This is a genomic window from Legionella cincinnatiensis (assembly GCF_900452415.1).
Classification (GTDB): domain Bacteria; phylum Pseudomonadota; class Gammaproteobacteria; order Legionellales; family Legionellaceae; genus Legionella; species Legionella cincinnatiensis.
The window spans coordinates 144,577-161,237 of the sequence record NZ_UGNX01000001.1 but is presented as its reverse complement, the minus strand read 5'-3'; the positions used below and the strand labels follow the sequence as shown (position 1 = coordinate 161,237).

Below are 16,661 nucleotides of genomic sequence, written 5' to 3'. Positions count from 1 at the left end.
GATTTCTTATGTAAATTTCCACTTAAAGTAAGTGGGTGGAAATAAAATACCTCCCCTATCTTTAAATTCACCTCCATTAATTTAACGGGCACATCTTAACCGCTAAAATTCCTTTTTTGTTTTTAAACAAATTTAGTTACGTCCCATATCATGCTGAGTGCAGCATGGGATGAGGTGGGAAGTAACCAAATTTATTAAGAAGGAGCTTTCTAGATATTGGGACAATTGGCAAAAAAGTGTATAATTCCTTTTTTTGTTACACAAATATTGATCAGAAATGAATCTTGAAAAATTATATGACGTCATTATAGTCGGTGGTGGACATGCAGGCACAGAAGCCGCTCTTGCTGCAGCACGCATGGGGATGCAAACTTTATTACTGACTCATAACATGGATTTACTCGGTCAAATGTCGTGTAATCCAGCAATAGGTGGCATTGGTAAAGGCCATTTAGTAAAAGAAATCGATGCTTTAGATGGTGCGATGGCCAAAGCCGCAGATAAAGCAGGAATTCAATTTCGCATACTCAACGCCTCTAAAGGGCCGGCTGTACGTGCCACACGTGCGCAAGCCGATAGAGTACTGTATAGACAAGCCATTAGAGAACAATTACAAACTCAAGAAAATTTGACCCTTTTTCAACAGGCAGTTGATGATTTATTGATTGAAGGAGAACGAGTAGTCGGAGTTATTACCCAAATGGGATTTACTTTACGAGCTCGTGCTGTCGTGTTGACTGTGGGTACTTTTTTAGGAGGAAAAATTCATGTAGGCATGAATCAATATGCCGGAGGACGTGCAGGAGATCCCCCTTCTGTCGCATTAGCAAAAAGCCTGCGTGATCTTGATTTGCCCGTTGGTCGTTTAAAAACAGGAACACCGCCACGAATTGATCGTCGCTCCTTAGATTACAGTCAAATGATTGTACAACCCGGGGATACTCCCATTCCTGTCTTTTCTTATTTGAGCCATGTTAGTGATCATCCGCAACAGATTCCTTGTCATATCACTCATACTACTGAAGCCACTCACGAGATTATTCGTAACAATCTCCATACATCGCCCATGTATGCAGGAGTTATTGAAGGAGTTGGGCCACGATATTGTCCCTCTATTGAAGACAAAATTGTTCGTTTTGCAGACAAGCCATCCCACCAAATTTTTGTGGAGCCTGAAGGGTTAACTACTGAAGAAATCTATCCGAATGGTATTTCCACAAGCCTTCCCTTTGAAGTGCAAGTCCAGTTTGTTCGGACAATTAAAGGGTTTGAAAATGCGCATATCACGCGCCCAGGCTATGCCATTGAATATGATTACTTTGATCCACGAGGACTTACTTCATTTTTACAAACGAAACCGATTCCAAATTTATTTTTTGCTGGTCAAATTAATGGTACAACAGGTTATGAAGAAGCAGCAGCCCAAGGAATTATCGCAGGCATGAATGCTGCATTATATGTGCAAGAAAAAGAACTCTGGTGTCCTCGACGTGATGAAGCTTATATAGGCGTACTGATTGATGATTTAATTACACGCGGTACTCAAGAGCCCTATAGAATGTTTACATCCCGAGCTGAATATCGCTTACTTTTACGAGAAGATAATGCCGATTTGCGTTTGACTGCAAAAGGAAGGGAATTAGGTGTAGTAGGAGAAACTCGTTGGCATCATTTTGCTACGAAACGCGAAGCAATAGAATCCACTCAGTCATTATTACACAATACTTGGGTTCGGGTGAGCCATAATGAAATACTTTCTGATGTTCTAGTTAATCCGATGCAGCATGACACCAGGGCTGTAGAATTTCTGAAGCGCCCAGAAATTAATTACCACCATTTATTAAAGCTCCATGATTTGAATCTGCCTGAATTAGCATATGAAGTCAGTGAACAAATAGAGATTCAAAACAAATACGCGGGTTATATTGAAAGGCAACAACAAGATATAGAAAAAATGCGTAAACAGGAAAATACGATATTGCCTGAATGGTTAAATTATAGTGAAGTAACCGGATTGTCCAATGAAGTTATCCAGAAACTCACAAAAATTAGACCCACTACTTTAGCACAAGCAGCACGTATCTCTGGAGTGACTCCAGCAGCACTCTCTTTGCTTTTGGTTCACTTAAAAAAACAGCGAATTGACGCATGAAGGATGAAACACAGATTAAACTACTGCTTGAACAGGGGTTACAGTCATTTGATTTAAAAGCCATAAGTGCTTCATTATCAGGTTACTTATTCTTATTGGACAAGTGGAATTCAACTTATAATCTCACTGCAATTCGTGATATTGAAACTATGGTTGGTAAACATATACTTGATAGCTTAGCGATTTTGCCTTGGCTTAAAGGCAATCGAATTATCGACGTAGGTACTGGTGCAGGCTTACCTGGGATTCCGCTTGCGTTAGCTCAGCCAGAAATAAACTTTGTATTACTCGACTCTAATGGGAAAAAAACGCGCTTTTTAAATGAAGTAAAGCGGCAACTCAACTTAAAAAATGTTGAGATAGTACAAAATAGAGTCGAAAACTACCACCCGACACCAGGTTTTGATACAGTATTAAGCCGAGCGTTTAGTAGTCTTGGACAGATGATTCAGTGGACGCACCACCTAATTGCTGATGAGGGACTCTGGTTGGCAATGAAAGGGCGCTTCCCCGATATAGAATTGAATGACATAAAACAAAACTGCGCAGTAAAATCATATTCTGTTGCAGGTGTTGACGGTGAACGCTGTTGCGTCATTATTGAAAACACAACTAAGGAATAAATCATGGCAAAAGTCATAGCCATTGCCAATCAAAAAGGCGGTGTAGGCAAAACTACTACCGCCATTAATTTAGCTGCTTCTTTGGCAGCAAATCGACAACAAGTATTATTAATTGATTTAGATCCCCAGGGAAACACAACGATGGGGAGCGGTGTTGATAAAAATCAACTAGTACATACAACCAACGATGTGTTACTGCATGATTGTCTGGCAGATCAAGCATGTCTTACCACAAGTGGCGGTTATGACTTAATACCTGGAAATGGTGATTTAACTGTTGCTGAAGTAAGCCTCATGGAGCAAAATCATCGTGAAACTTTTTTGTACAAAGCATTGCAGCCTATTCAAAGTAATTATGATTTCATTCTAATTGATTGCCCACCAGCATTAAATACTTTAACTATTAATGCTTTTGTTGCTGCAGATTCAGTCCTTATTCCCATGCAATGCGAATATTATGCCTTAGAAGGTTTGGCTGCCCTGCTTTCAACCATTGAACAAGTTAAAGCATCGGTAAATCCACGCTTACAGCTTGAGGGAGTGCTCCGAACTATGTACGATACGCGTAATCGCTTATGTTCTGAAGTATCAAAACAATTAATGGAACATTTTCCCACTAAGGTTTATAGAACTGTAGTGCCTCGTAATGTCCGCTTAGCTGAAGCGCCAAGCCATGGGCTACCTGCATTGCATTATGATAAAACATCACCTGGCGCAGCAGCCTATATGGTACTTGCCTCTGAGCTTATTAATAAACAAACTGTTGCAGGATAAGGGGTAATTTATGACAGTAAAACGTAGTAGTTTAGGACGTAATTTATCCGCTTTACTAAGCCAATCCAGTAATGTTCTTTTGAATGAAAAACCACAAACTGAACGTCTCATGCTTGCAGTAGATTGTTTACAACCCGGAAAATATCAGCCTCGCGGTGAAATGGAAGAAACCCCCTTACAAGAACTTGCCCAATCCATCAAAAAACAAGGTTTACTGCAACCCTTATTAGTTCGCGAATTAAGTGATGGTCGTTATGAAATTATTGCGGGTGAGCGTCGCTGGCGAGCAAGCCAAATGGCAGGCCTTACTGAAATTCCTGTAATCTTAAAACAGGTAGATGATGAAACTGCAATGGCAATGGCTTTGGTTGAGAATTTGCAGCGCGAAGATTTAAATGCTATGGATCAAGCACGTGCTATGCAACGCTTGATTAATGAATTCTCATTAACCCATCAGCAAGTTGCTGAGCTTTTATGCAAATCCAGAACCGCAGTGAGTAATTATATACGCTTACTGGCCCTATCCAATCCTGTAAAAAAACTTTTAGAGCATGGCGATATTGATATGGGGCATGCGCGCGCATTATTGATCTTGGAGGAAGAGCAACAAAATCAAGTCGCTCAACTTATTGTCGCTAAAAATTTGTCTGTTCGTGAAACAGAAAAATTAGTTGAACGTATTAAAGCAGGTAAAAATGATCTTGATAATCACCACTCCAAAGAGGTAAACCCTTCTCTTTTATATCATGACCAACTAAAAAATCTATCAAGACATTTGCAAGCAGCAATTAAGCTGAAACCAGGAAAAGCTGGCAAAGGATCTTTAGTTATTCACTATGACAATCAACATAGTTTGCAAACTATTATTGAGCAGTTAATTAAAGGAATGTATTAACTGCTGCCCCAAGATTATCTTGCAGCATTCCTTCAAAAGCCTCGAGAGTGACACGTTCAATACTGCACTTAGGCGAAAAATGATTTTCATCGATTCTCTATTTTGGATCGTTCGGGCTGAGGAAGTGCATAGCGCTATCGCTAAGCCTTATACCAGGGCCTTCGAGACGGGGCATTTTGCCCCTCCTCAGGCTGAACAGCCTTAAATAGTGACTGAATCCTCTTTTAAATTGCGTTTCAATAGAGTGGCCTGCAAAAAAATATAGTCAATTTTTACTTAAGTGAACACTTATGCCCGAAAGTAGGATTCAGCGCTTAAGCGCTGAATCCTGGATTTCGCGGACAAGCCACCGAACAGAACTAGATTGCTTGTTTAGAGATGTGTAGAAGATTCAGAGCAAGATTATTAAGGCAAATACAACTTACTTGCTCCCCATCTTGTTTCTCAGTCAAAGAATTAACATATAAATCCATGTGAATTATTGACTTGACACGTTAATCCAGGGGTATGCAGTGTTAATACGGTTTTGCCATACGTCACTTTAAGTTGTTGTCCATTCACTTGCAATGTTGGATTCTCATATACATCGAGTATTTGACATCCTCTTGTTGGCTTATTAATAATCCATTTACTGACAATAGGGGATGCAATAGATTGTACTGTGGGCACATATTTATTGGGAGGACATCGATTAAAAGGATCATAGGAGGATTGTAATGCTAAATCTGTAGGGGAAGGCGCAGCTATAATAGTGCGACCTGATATTGCAAGTTGTACGGCATTATTTGCATTAACAATCCCAATACCGCACGATTTGGTTCCTTTACAAGAGCGCTCAGGATCTGAAGTACCACCAAATGGCATCACACTTTCTAAGAGAATGTTTTTGACTTCCAGAGAACTAATATTAGGGTTCAATGCATAAATTAAGCCTGCAATTCCTGCAACATGAGGGGTTGCCATACTAGTGCCTTGATAAAATGAAAAACCGCTATTTTGACATCCAGTATTCGTTGAAACTGTAGATAAAATTCCTCCAGCTTCACATGCATCACCATTGGATTGTTCTCCTCCTGGAGCTGCTAAGGTAACGCGAGGTCCATAATTTGAATATTCGGCTCTATAGCCATCGATTTGTGTCGCTGCAACCACGATAACATTCTGACAAATTTGAGGAATATCATTAACAGGTATATTATCATTGGCAGCCGCAGCAATAATAATACCATTATTATCTGAGAAACTATTGATAGCCTCTTGGAGAGATTCTGGACAGTTTCCAGGCTCCAATGTACGTAAGCTAATGCTAATAACTTTGGCTGGATAGTTATTGTGTGGGACACCATAAACATCTCTACCCATTGCCCAATAGATACCATTTACCATGCCGGAATTAGTTACTTTTATTTCTATTGGTAATATTTTGAGAAAAGGCCCCATGCCTGCAACACCTGAAACAGAACCTGTTGCAGCTATAGTCCCGGCAGTATGGGTTCCATGATCCTCGCTTGGATTTGAGGTATCAGTATTATTTTTGACAAAACTCCATCCAGGTGATAATAAATTAGGATTTAAATCCGCATTTGAATTAATCGCCTCAAAATTGGTTAACACAACAGGAGGATTAGCATGACCTAATGTTATTGCCCAAGCACCGTCTAATGCACCCGGCGATGATTCTAAAAAGACCCCTCCGGGACCATTAAATTCATCCCATTGAGAAGCATGAGAAATCAATACTAGATTTGACGTTTGTAGCGATGATTTTTTATGAATGTCAGAAGGTCTGATAGGACAAAATGTAAAATCTCGATCAGCATATTTAACATCAGATCGCTTTAATAATTGAGCAATCGCCTGATTGAAATAAGCATTTTCGGATAAACTTTTTGTTGTTGATAACTTTTTAAGTTTTTCAGAGTCAATCACAAGAAGATAAGCACCGCTTGGCATAGGTTTGATTGACTGGATAGGCAGTCCACTTTCTTTTGAAAAAGTATCCCAAAAGCGAATCCCTAAATCAGGTTTGTTTACGCTGTTTACCGTATTAAACTTTAAAATAATTTGATCTAAAAATTTCCCACATGGCTTTTCTGCTGCAAATACGTGAGAGCCTATAGAAGAAAGTACCCAAAAAGTACTAAGTATAAAATAATTCCTTATATTCATCATCTATCCTGATTAGTACCATCTATTTAGTTTTGCTAAGATCCTGCTCCTGATTAAGCTGACTCTTTAACCAAAATAAAAAATAAAATTAAGTTTTGGTCCAAGCAGGTAAGCATTTTTCGCAAAAACTTTTGTTTCAGTATAATCATCCTCGTCCCTTGAAAACGTACCAAATGGAATTTTTCCTAACCAAATATAATCTACTCCTAAGTCTATAAAAATATTTGATAGTGCTGCATACCTTATTCCTGCAGATACTTGGGGGCTAAAATTACTTCGATTTTTATTAGATTTCATTAATAAATAAGTATCATCCTCATTGGATTGATAATTTAATGAATTCTTAGTTCTAATATTGGCAGCGCCTAATCCAGGTGCCGCATAGACTGAGTATTTTTTATTTATTAAATATTCAATATTGAGAATACCTGCGACAACATTACCCTCCATCTTTGTATGGAGCGTATTAGTAATATCAGTACCTTCATAAGGGCCGATCATAAATGGATCAAAGGTTTTTGAATAATTCCCTAGTTGAAAATAAGAAACCTCGGGGCTTAATTGCCAGGAAGACGATACTTGTCGTGTAAATCCAACTGCGAAATTTCCAGCCCAGTTTCCGCTATTGAGAGAACCAGAATTAATAGAAGGCTCTAAGGTTCCCGGGATAGGATGAATTCGTGTAAATGAATAATTACTGCTTTGACTCCAAAAGTAATCTGGGCCTAATTTTACATAAATAGGCAACAGTTGGAAGGCAAATGCAGAATTAATCCCCCCTATTAACAAAATTAATACAGATATAATATATTTGATTTTCATCTTATTCCTTATTAAATATGATTAACATATGAATCCATGTGAATTATTAACTTGACACGTTAATCCAGGTGTTTGCAGTGTTAATACAGTTTTTCCATACATCACTTGGAGTTGTTGTCCGTTCACTTGCAGTGTTGGATTTTCATACACATTAAGCACTTGACACGCAATTGTTGTATCATTAATAACCCATTTACTGCTAATGGGTGATGCAATAGACTGAGCCTTTAAAACATACTTATTAGGTGGGCATCGATTAAAAGGATCGAATGAAGTTTGTAATCTTAAATCAGTGGGTGAGGGTGCGGCGATAACAGTTCGACCTGAAGCAGCAAGCTGCACCGCTTTATTTGCATTAACAATTCCAATACCACAAGATTTAACTCCTTTGCAAGAACGTTCGGGATCAGCAGTATTTCCAAAGGGCATCACACTTTCTAATAAAATACTTTTCACTTCTTGAGCGTTAATATACGGATTCAATGCATAAATTAAGCCTGCAATTCCTGCAACATGAGGAGCAGCAAAACTTGTACCATCCATAAATGCAAATCCACTGTTTTGACAACCCGTATTTGCAGCAACTGTTGATAAAATGCCACCTGGGTAACAAGAATCCGATCCTGGTATTTCTCCTCCTGGTGCCGCTAATGTCACCAAAGGACCATAATTCGAATAATCGGCTCTATAACCATTGATTTGGGTAGCCGCGACAATAATTATATTTTTGCAAGAAAGGATAGCATCCATATCATCTACTATAGACTTATTATTATTTCCCGCTGCAACTATAATAACCCCATTGCTCTTATTAAATTGATCAATGGTTTCCTGCAATGAGACTGGACATTGTGTCGATCCTTTAACATAAAAGCTGGCATTTATAACTTTTGTGGGATAATTGTTATGTGGAACACCAGGAATGTCTCTTCCCATTGCCCAATAAATAGCAGTTTCTATGTCAGCATAATTATAATTTGGTTCAATAGGTAGAATTTTCAGAAAGGGGCCCATTCCAGCAATATCACTGCCTGTATTAATCTGACTCGATCCGGCAGCTGCAATAATTCCTGCGACATGTGTTCCGTGATTATCCGTTGAATCTGAAACATCGGTACTATTGTCAGTAAAACTCCATCCCGTTAATACATTAGGTGCCAAATCAGGATTATAATTAATGGACTCTAAGTTGGATAAGACAATAGGTGGGTTTGCATAACCTAATGTCGTTGTCCAAGCACCGTTGAATGCGCCTGGTGATGATTCTAGAAAGACCCCTCCTGGACCATTAAATTCATTCCATTGCGATGAATGAGAAATTAATTGATTGGGCTCTAATAGTAACGGCGCCTTAGTGTGTACAGGGGACTTAATCACACAAACTGTTGCATTTCGATCCGCATACTTTATATCCGTTTGTTTTAATAATTGAGCAATAGCATGATTGAAATAATCCTCTTTGGATGCATTTTTTATTTGTGCTAATTGCTCAATTTTTTTAGAGTCAATCATAACAAGATAAGCACCACTTGGCAGAGGTTTAACCGATTGAACTGGAAGTCCATTCTTTTTTGAAAACTCATTCCAGAAGGCCATACCTAGATCGGGGTTAGTTAAACTACTTACTGTATTAAATTTTAAAATGATTTGATCTAAAAGCTTCCCACATTCTTCATTTTCTGCAGCAAATAGATGAGAACCTATAGAAAGCAATACCCAAAAGGTATTCAATAAGAATAATTTCCTTATATTCATGACTCATCCTATAAAATAAATATAACCCCACACTAAGTTCTCTACATCGTTGCAAGCTCGCTCGGCTCAGTCATGTACTCTTGTACACTTCTTCACCTCCACTTTACTTACGTCTTGTCTAGAACTTAGTAGATGACGCTATATGAAAATTCCATTTAAGAAAAACTACGGAAGGGTCTCACTACAATCACTTTATAATGAGGCAAGCGATAGAAACCATTACCTTAGATTAAAAAAAATATTTCGATTTATCAATAGGTTGAAAAAATATTTGTAACTGCTCAATAAATTATCACCAAAGAATTTCCCTAAGTTCCACTGCTTGTCCCAAAATCCATACACCTTCGGCCTAGATCTCTGAATCCAGTTGTCTCTTAGTAAGAACTATTTTGTTCAAGATGTGCCAAATATGGTTTTTCAGTCCATTATGTAGAAGAGTCAGGAATCCTGCGGTAAACCGCAGGATGAAGAAGCAAGGACTTGCCACGAGAAATAATGATTTATAGATTGTCTTTTATAACCAATACACAAAAACAAATAAGAATAACCAAACTACGTCTACAAAGTGCCAATACCATGCAACCCCTTCAAAAGCAAAATGTCGTTCTGGAGTAAAATGGCCATATTTACATCGGAAAAAAATAACGATCAGCATTATAGTTCCCAATGTTACGTGTATGCCATGAAAACCGGTTAACATAAAAAAAGTGGTGCCATAAATACCGGCAGATAAAGTTAAATTCATCTCCGTGTAAGCTTCATGATACTCATAACTTTGAAGCGCCAAGAACAAGATACCTAATGAAATTGTTAAAGCCATCCCAATCAGCAATTGCTTTTGTTTCTTTAATTTTAATGCCCAGTGAGCCCAGGTTACTGTAACACCAGAGGTTAATAAAATTAATGTATTTATCGCTGCTAGCCCCCAGGCCCCCATTGATTCATGAGCTCCAGCAAAAACATGATTATCCGGATTATTTAATATAGGCCACGTTGAATTAAAATTAGGCCACAGCGTAAAGTGAGTAATAGGATGTACTTCACCACCTAAAAGGGGCACAGACCAAAGTCTCGAGTAGAACAATGCACCGAAAAAGGCACCGAAAAAACAAACCTCAGAAAAAATAAACCAACACATTCCCCAACGAAACGAGCGATCCACTTGTTCGTCATACACACCCTTTGAGTTTTCATAAATGACCTGGCCAAACCAGCCAAAAAGCATGAAAACCATGATTCCAAGACCAATGGTGAATATATAAGGGCCATACCAATCATCATGAAGCCAAGATCCAGCGCCTACAAGAGTGGTTGTTAATCCGCACGAAGCAACTAAAGGCCAATGGCTTGGTTTAGGGATGTAATAAGTACCATGTGCTCCCATTGTAATTTAATCTCCTGTATCAATAATCATTTATCAGTTACATCAAATAAAGTATAGGATAACGTAACCGTATTTATTTTTTCGGGTAAGTCTGCATCTAAATGAAACAATAAAGGCATGTTCATTGCCTCATGCGCATCTAACGTTTGCCGGGTAAAACAAAAACACTCCGTTTTTTTCAAGTACTTAGCAGCAATCCCTGGAGTGACACTGGGTATTGCCTGTACTGACATTGAATGATCGGTTTTATTTTCCGCATAAAAAGCCAACTTTGCAATTTCACCAGGGTGAACCTGTATCTTTCGAGTTTTAGGATAGAATGCCCATGGCACTCCACTATTATTTGTTGCAACAAACTCAACAGTGACTATTCTGTCTTTAGCAACCTTTACCTTAGTGGCGTCATACGCGACTGCCTCTGGGTTTGTTTTACCATTAATTCCAAGGCTTTTACAGATACTATTGTAAATAGGGACTAAGGCAAAACCAAAAGCAAACATTCCCACAACAAGTAAGGCTAATAAAAAAACTAACTTATTATGCCCTTTACTTTCACTCATATAAATACACCTATAAATCTAACTTAGGGGGAGTTGAAAATGTATGATATGGAGGCGGTGAAGGTAAAGTCCATTCTAGCCCAAAAGCACCTTCCCATGATCGCGCAGCAGCAATATCCTTGTTAGTTCCTTTCTTCCTGACCGTAGCAATTACATTATATAAAAAGAGTAATTGGGTAAAACCAAAGATGAAAGCGCCAATTGAAGAGATCATATTAAAATTAGTAAACTGCAACGCATAATCGGGAATTCTTCTTGGCATGCCCGCTAATCCTAAAAAATGCATAGGAAAGAAAGCGATGTTTACTGAAATTGCTGATAACCAAAAGTGCCATTTACCCAAACACTCGTTATACATATGCCCAGTCCATTTAGGCAGCCAGTAATATGTGGCTGAAAAGAGGGCAAAGATTACTCCAGGAACTAGAACATAGTGGAAATGAGCCACCACAAAATAGCTGTCTTGGTATTGGAAGTCTGCTGGAACCAAGGCTAACATCAAACCTGTAAAACCCCCAATTGTAAACAAAAATACAAAAGCTAATGCAAACAACATTGGCGTCTCGAAGGTCATAGACCCTTTGAACATCGTACTCACCCAGTTAAATACTTTAATCCCAGTGGGTACTGCAATTAGCATCGTAGTATACATAAAGAACAATTCTGCACCTAAAGGTATACCCGTTGTAAACATATGGTGTGCCCATACAATAAATGACAATATAGCAATGCTCACCACTGCATACACCATAAAATAGTAACCAAATAAGGGCTTACGACTAAAGGTAGGAATTACTTCTGAAATAACACCAAAAGCAGGCATTACTAAAACATAAACCTCAGGATGTCCAAAAAACCAAAATACGTGTTGAAAGAGTATTGGATCACCACCACCAGCAGCGCTAAAAAAGCTTGTTCCAAAATGTCGGTCGGCTAACATCATCGTAACTGCCCCTGCCAACACAGGCATGATTGCAATCAATAAAAAAGCAGTAACTAACCAAGTCCAAACAAACATGGGCATTCTCATTAAGGTCATACCTGGCGCACGTAAGTTTAAGATAGTTGCAATGATGTTAATGGAACCCATAATGGATGAAAGGCCCATCATATGAATTGAGAAAATCATAAAGTCTGTGCTAGGAGGGGCATATGTAGTTGATAAAGGTGCATACATAGTCCAACCAAAATTAGGGCCACCACCCGCATGAAATGTTGTTGAAAGCAATAAAGTAAAAGCAAAGGGTAGAATCCAAAAACTCCAATTATTTAACCGCGGCAAGGCCATATCTGGAGCACCAATCATCATTGGAATTTGCCAGTTTGCTATTCCAGTAAAAGCGGGCATGACCACACCGAATAACATGATTAATCCATGCAGTGTCGTCATTTGGTTAAAAAAGTTAGGATCAACTAAACGATGGCCAGGCTGAAATAATTCTGCACGAATCACCAAAGCCATTCCACCCGCTAAAAAGAAGCTAATCATTGCTAGCCACAAATAAAGTGTACCAATATCTTTGTGGTTCGTAGTAAACAACCAGCGTTTTATAAACCCTAAAACACCTTTACCTTGCTCAGGTCCATGATCATCATGTTTTTCATCATGCGCTAATGTATAACTACTCATTGCAAACCTCCAGCTTGAACTTTATTAACCATGGTTGGTTGTTGATTAGCATTCTTTCGTTGTGCTGCAACATCCGCGGGTTGAATTAAATCATTCGTGTTGTTCTCCCAAGCATTACGCTCATAAGTGGCAATAGCAGCAATTTCCTCATCAGTCAGTTGATCTTTATAAGGTTGCATTGCAGAACCAGGAATACCATGAAGTATTACATCGATATGACGTGAAATAGGATGGCCTGTAGCGACAGAACTTCCTCTAAGTGCCGGATACAGCGGAGGAATACCTAGACCATCTGGTCTATGACATGGGGAACAAATTTGGTCATATTTTTCTTTCCCGAACGTCAGTAACTCGTCACGGCTCATTGTTTTTTGTGTGGCTTCGCTCGCCTCTGCTTGAGCGTATTTATCCTCAGATTTTGTTTGTGCAGCAACCCATTTATCAAAATCATCTTGACTTACCGCTTCGACAACGATAGGCATAAATCCATGGTTAACTCCACACAGCTCAGCACATTGCCCTCTATAGGTGCCTGGTTTTTCAATAGTCGCCCAAGCTTCATACATAAAACCAGGAATTGCATCACGTTTTATACCTAATTCAGGAACCCACCAAGAATGAACTACATCATTTGAGGTAACCAGAAAACGAACCTTCTTATTTACAGGTAATACTAATGGCTTATCGACTTCTAATAAGTACCATTCATTCTTTTTTTGAGTATTTTCAATTTGATTGAATGGAGTAGATAAAATACTAAAATAGCTAATACCTTGATCCAGATATTCATACTGCCATTTCCATTGATACCCCACTATTTTTACAGTAATTTCTGACTGTCTCGTATCATCCATACGCATTAAAACACGAGTCGCGGGTATTGCGAGTCCAACCAAAATTAAAAAAGGAATAATAGACCAGAAAATTTCTAACCTAGGATTATCATGGAATGAGGCTGCTTTATATCCTTTAGATTTTCTATGATGAATCATAGAGTAAATCATTACCCCAAATACAACAACGCCGATTACAGCACATACAGCCATACAGACCATATGCAGGTAGTAAGCATCCTTACTGATAGGAGTAACTCCTTCATACATATTCAGCTGCCAATGATTTGCAGTAGCAAATATTGGCTGGCTCCCCAACCAGACACCTAGCATTATTATTAATTTACAGATTTTTAACCTGTTTAACATCCCCATTCCTCGTCTTATCATTGAAGTTTGAATAAAAGACATGAAAAAGTTCCCATGCCTTATATTCAGATAATTGGCTTTTCAATTCAATCAATATCTCTATTCAAGAAAAGGCCATAAGTAATACCTTAATTTGAACATAACGCATACGCCCTTTTTCTTGAGCAAAACCTGAGTTTTTTCAGGCCTTAGCTCAAAGTTCAATTTACCACAAAGAGTAGTTTCCTTCAGTTTTAGATTTACTAACCATATACTTAATTGCTTCGATTACTTCATCAGTGGTACAGTGTTTACAGCCACCGTTTTTCAAATGTTTTTTTCCATTAACAGTATTTTCAATGAGAACATCCATATTTTCTGCAATTAAAGGTTGCCACGCTTTTTTATCCCCTATCTTAGGTGCACCTTCTTTTCCTTCATTGTGACAAACAGCACAATTTTCATTGTAAATAGTCTCACCATTAGTAGGATATTTTTTCGCACCGCCAGATTTGAGGTTTAATAATTGGGTACGAGTTAATGACTTATCTAATATGTAATCCACAGCAGAAATAATGTCGTTATCGGAGCAAGTGACACAAGCGCCTTTCACTGGCATGAAGTTAAAACCATGGATAGCATGGCGATAAAGTCCATTTAAGCCACTTGTTTTTAATCGCTCATACCAACCCGGAGCATTTCCCATTAATGGAGCAGTCATCGCCCCTTCTTGATGGCAAATGACACAAGCAGTGAAATAAACTTCCTTTCCACGAGAAAGAGAAGGTGGATTTTCTGAAGCAGGAAGCCCCAAAGGCTCTTCACTAACGACCGTTTTAAGATAAGTTGCAACAGCCATTTTATCAGCATCTGTTACATACATCATGCTGTTATGATTCACTTCAGCCATAGGACCAGCTACAGGACCCGCATTGTTAATCAGTTTATCAAATTTGAACACATCAACAACTTCTTGGTGAGTTGCTGATTCCAACCCATATTTAGTGATATTAGGTGCCCAATAACCATCAATAAAACCACCTGTTAAATAATATCTGGTCTTCGGAGAACCAAATACGTTTAATGGGGTATGACACATGCTACAGTGGCCTAAACCATCTACTATATATTTTCCACGGTTCCATTCTGGAGATTTATCGTTTTGATATTGGTAAACGCCCTCTTGAGGGAAGAAAAATAATATATTCCATCCCCAAAGCGTAAAACGAGCGCCAGGAACATTGAATGGGAAAGGCAATGATTTATTCTCCAGATGAACCGGTGGCAAACTCATAAAATAAGCATACAAGGCACGTGCGTCTTCATCGGATATCTTAGAAAAATAAATATAAGGGAATACTGGAAAATAGTTTCTACCTTGAGGATCGCGTCCCTCTCTTAATGCGCGAATAAAATCCTGTTCGGTCCAATTACCAATACCGGTTTCTTTATCTGGAGTAATATTGGGGCTATAGAATGTTCCAAAAGGTGTCGCTATAGGTAATCCTCCTGCATAAGCCGGCGTACCTCCTTTAACATTAGTATGGCAGGAAATACAATCCCCCATTTTTGCTAAATATTCACCTTTCTGAATTAAAGCTTGTTGCTCACCTGTAGCTGGAGCGGTAGGTGGATAAGCAGGATAGTATCCATCAATAACTGACAACTTCTCTTGAACAGGTGCATTTTCCGCTTGTAATAATTGACCTGTCATGCCAAGCACAGTCACCGTTGCAATGACAATTAGCTTTCTTAGTAACAAAGAGCCCACGCCCCCTCCTATTTATTCTTATTTTGTACGCATATCTTATGGAGACAGAATAACCGACGCATTTTATACTCCACAATACATAAGTTGCAATGTTATAATAACTATCTTTGATTTTTTTTATATCGTTATTATGTTTGTTTATCTTGATGGCTTACTTTTAGGCTTATCCTTAATCATCGCGTTAGGACCACAAAATGTTTTTTTAATCAAACAAGGAGCGCTTAAAAATCATGCAATCCTCTCCGCCATTATTTGTTTTATTTGTGATCTCATCTTAATTTGTGGCAGTATAGCAGGTCTTCATGAGTTACTCATAATTCGTCCTGTTTTGCAAATCTGGATGCTGTTACTGGGCTCTGCCTTTTTGCTTTTTTATTCTGCAAAAGCACTCACCAATGCTTTTGCAAAAACTGAGAAAACCTCAGAAAGTACAGCCCAACCTCGCACTAGAGCTCAAATAATACTTTTAGCCCTAGGCTTTAGTATACTTAATCCACATGCAATTATCGACTCTTTGGTTATTATAGGTGGGGGCAGTAGCGGCTACCCTAATAAAGAACATATTTTTCTACTAGGAGTACTTACATCAAGCTTTCTTTGGTTCAGCTCATTAACATTTACCGCACGATATTTTTCGGACACTTTAACCAAAGCAAATGTATGGAAAGGAATTGAACTCATTAGCGGCCTACTCATGGCTTTTATAGGAGTTAAGTTAGGAACGGACAGTATCCATTTAATTTCAAGAGTGCTCGAAAAATCGACTTAGGATAGAAAGGGCCAATCAGTGTGTCGCCAATTGACCCAGTGGAATGACACATAGCAAGTCCAACCTCGCAAGGCGAAATATCTCATAACCCATGATCCATGTCAACTCAAGAACGTGTATTTTAAGAAATGAAGTTTCCCAAAAGGTCTATTGTCGTTCTAGCACGCTTCAGCTAA

13 protein-coding genes are annotated in these 16,661 nt (G+C 38.6%); 5 read left to right on the top strand and 8 right to left on the bottom strand.

Annotated features, from left to right (window positions below):
- Positions 1 to 277 precede the first annotated feature (277 nt).
- Genes mnmG through DYH34_RS00720 form a run of 4 tightly spaced genes read left to right on the top strand, consistent with a single transcriptional unit; the run spans position 278 to position 4,444 of the window.
- Positions 278 to 2,152: a tRNA uridine-5-carboxymethylaminomethyl(34) synthesis enzyme MnmG gene (mnmG, locus tag DYH34_RS00735; RefSeq protein WP_058464107.1), complete on the top strand. Its 1,875-nt coding sequence runs from the start codon at positions 278 to 280 to the stop codon at positions 2,150 to 2,152.
- Positions 2,149 to 2,775, top strand: coding sequence for a 16S rRNA (guanine(527)-N(7))-methyltransferase RsmG (rsmG, locus tag DYH34_RS00730; protein WP_058464108.1), 627 nt, complete (start codon positions 2,149 to 2,151; stop codon positions 2,773 to 2,775). The genes mnmG and rsmG overlap by 4 nt, the downstream gene beginning before the upstream one ends.
- A gap of 3 nt (positions 2,776 to 2,778) precedes the next feature.
- On the top strand, positions 2,779 to 3,549 hold the full coding sequence (locus DYH34_RS00725) for a ParA family protein (RefSeq protein ID WP_058464109.1): 771 nt from the start codon (positions 2,779 to 2,781) through the stop codon (positions 3,547 to 3,549).
- A 10-nt stretch (positions 3,550 to 3,559) separates the two neighbouring features.
- Positions 3,560 to 4,444, top strand: a complete 885-nt coding sequence (locus DYH34_RS00720; RefSeq protein WP_058464110.1) for a ParB/RepB/Spo0J family partition protein — start codon at positions 3,560 to 3,562, stop codon at positions 4,442 to 4,444.
- Positions 4,445 to 4,900: 456 nt separating this feature from the next.
- On the opposite strand, the gene DYH34_RS00715 is transcribed toward DYH34_RS00720, so the two are convergent.
- From DYH34_RS00715 to DYH34_RS00680, 8 genes are all read right to left on the bottom strand, one after another.
- Positions 4,901 to 6,613 (bottom strand): S8 family serine peptidase, encoded by a 1,713-nt coding sequence (locus DYH34_RS00715; RefSeq protein ID WP_058464111.1) that lies wholly within the window; start codon positions 6,611 to 6,613, stop codon positions 4,901 to 4,903.
- A gap of 66 nt (positions 6,614 to 6,679) precedes the next feature.
- On the bottom strand, positions 6,680 to 7,435 hold the full coding sequence (locus tag DYH34_RS00710) for an outer membrane protein (protein ID WP_058464112.1): 756 nt from the start codon (positions 7,433 to 7,435) through the stop codon (positions 6,680 to 6,682).
- Between the two features lie 21 nt (positions 7,436 to 7,456).
- Positions 7,457 to 9,190 (bottom strand): S8 family peptidase, encoded by a 1,734-nt coding sequence (locus DYH34_RS00705; protein WP_058464113.1) that lies wholly within the window; start codon positions 9,188 to 9,190, stop codon positions 7,457 to 7,459.
- 514 nt (positions 9,191 to 9,704) lie between these two features.
- On the bottom strand, positions 9,705 to 10,574 hold the full coding sequence (locus tag DYH34_RS00700; protein WP_058464114.1) for a cytochrome c oxidase subunit 3: 870 nt from the start codon (positions 10,572 to 10,574) through the stop codon (positions 9,705 to 9,707).
- Positions 10,575 to 10,600: 26 nt separating this feature from the next.
- Positions 10,601 to 11,134, bottom strand: a complete 534-nt coding sequence (locus DYH34_RS00695; protein ID WP_058464115.1) for a cytochrome c oxidase assembly protein — start codon at positions 11,132 to 11,134, stop codon at positions 10,601 to 10,603.
- 10 nt (positions 11,135 to 11,144) lie between these two features.
- A complete protein-coding gene (gene ctaD, locus DYH34_RS00690; protein ID WP_058464116.1) occupies positions 11,145 to 12,764 on the bottom strand; it encodes a cytochrome c oxidase subunit I in 1,620 nt (539 codons plus the stop codon).
- Positions 12,761 to 13,966: a cytochrome c oxidase subunit II gene (gene coxB / locus DYH34_RS00685; RefSeq protein WP_058464117.1), complete on the bottom strand. Its 1,206-nt coding sequence runs from the start codon at positions 13,964 to 13,966 to the stop codon at positions 12,761 to 12,763. The genes ctaD and coxB overlap by 4 nt, the downstream gene beginning before the upstream one ends.
- Before the next feature lie 205 nt (positions 13,967 to 14,171).
- Positions 14,172 to 15,716, bottom strand: a complete 1,545-nt coding sequence (locus DYH34_RS00680; protein ID WP_058464118.1) for a c-type cytochrome — start codon at positions 15,714 to 15,716, stop codon at positions 14,172 to 14,174.
- 130 nt (positions 15,717 to 15,846) lie between these two features.
- On the opposite strand from DYH34_RS00680, the gene DYH34_RS00675 reads away from it, so the two are divergent.
- A complete protein-coding gene (locus DYH34_RS00675) occupies positions 15,847 to 16,485 on the top strand; it encodes a LysE/ArgO family amino acid transporter (RefSeq protein WP_058464119.1) in 639 nt (212 codons plus the stop codon).
- The last annotated feature ends 176 nt before the right edge of the window (positions 16,486 to 16,661 follow it).

Bases quoted from the DNA above. Each gene is read 5' to 3' on its own strand.
- DYH34_RS00695 (WP_058464115.1), bottom strand. From the start codon at position 11,134: ATGAGTGAAAGTAAAGGGCATAATAAGTTAGTTTTTTTATTAGCCTTA.
- ctaD (WP_058464116.1), bottom strand. From the start codon at position 12,764: ATGAGTAGTTATACATTAGCGCATGATGAAAAACATGATGATCATGGA.
- DYH34_RS00725 (WP_058464109.1), top strand. From the start codon at position 2,779: ATGGCAAAAGTCATAGCCATTGCCAATCAAAAAGGCGGTGTAGGCAAA.
- DYH34_RS00700 (WP_058464114.1), bottom strand. From the start codon at position 10,574: ATGGGAGCACATGGTACTTATTACATCCCTAAACCAAGCCATTGGCCT.
- DYH34_RS00705 (WP_058464113.1), bottom strand. From the start codon at position 9,190: ATGAATATAAGGAAATTATTCTTATTGAATACCTTTTGGGTATTGCTT.
- DYH34_RS00710 (WP_058464112.1), bottom strand. From the start codon at position 7,435: ATGAAAATCAAATATATTATATCTGTATTAATTTTGTTAATAGGGGGG.
- mnmG (WP_058464107.1), top strand. From the start codon at position 278: ATGAATCTTGAAAAATTATATGACGTCATTATAGTCGGTGGTGGACAT.
- DYH34_RS00675 (WP_058464119.1), top strand. From the start codon at position 15,847: ATGTTTGTTTATCTTGATGGCTTACTTTTAGGCTTATCCTTAATCATC.
- DYH34_RS00720 (WP_058464110.1), top strand. From the start codon at position 3,560: ATGACAGTAAAACGTAGTAGTTTAGGACGTAATTTATCCGCTTTACTA.
- DYH34_RS00715 (WP_058464111.1), bottom strand. From the start codon at position 6,613: ATGAATATAAGGAATTATTTTATACTTAGTACTTTTTGGGTACTTTCT.
- rsmG (WP_058464108.1), top strand. From the start codon at position 2,149: ATGAAGGATGAAACACAGATTAAACTACTGCTTGAACAGGGGTTACAG.
- coxB (WP_058464117.1), bottom strand. From the start codon at position 13,966: ATGTTAAACAGGTTAAAAATCTGTAAATTAATAATAATGCTAGGTGTC.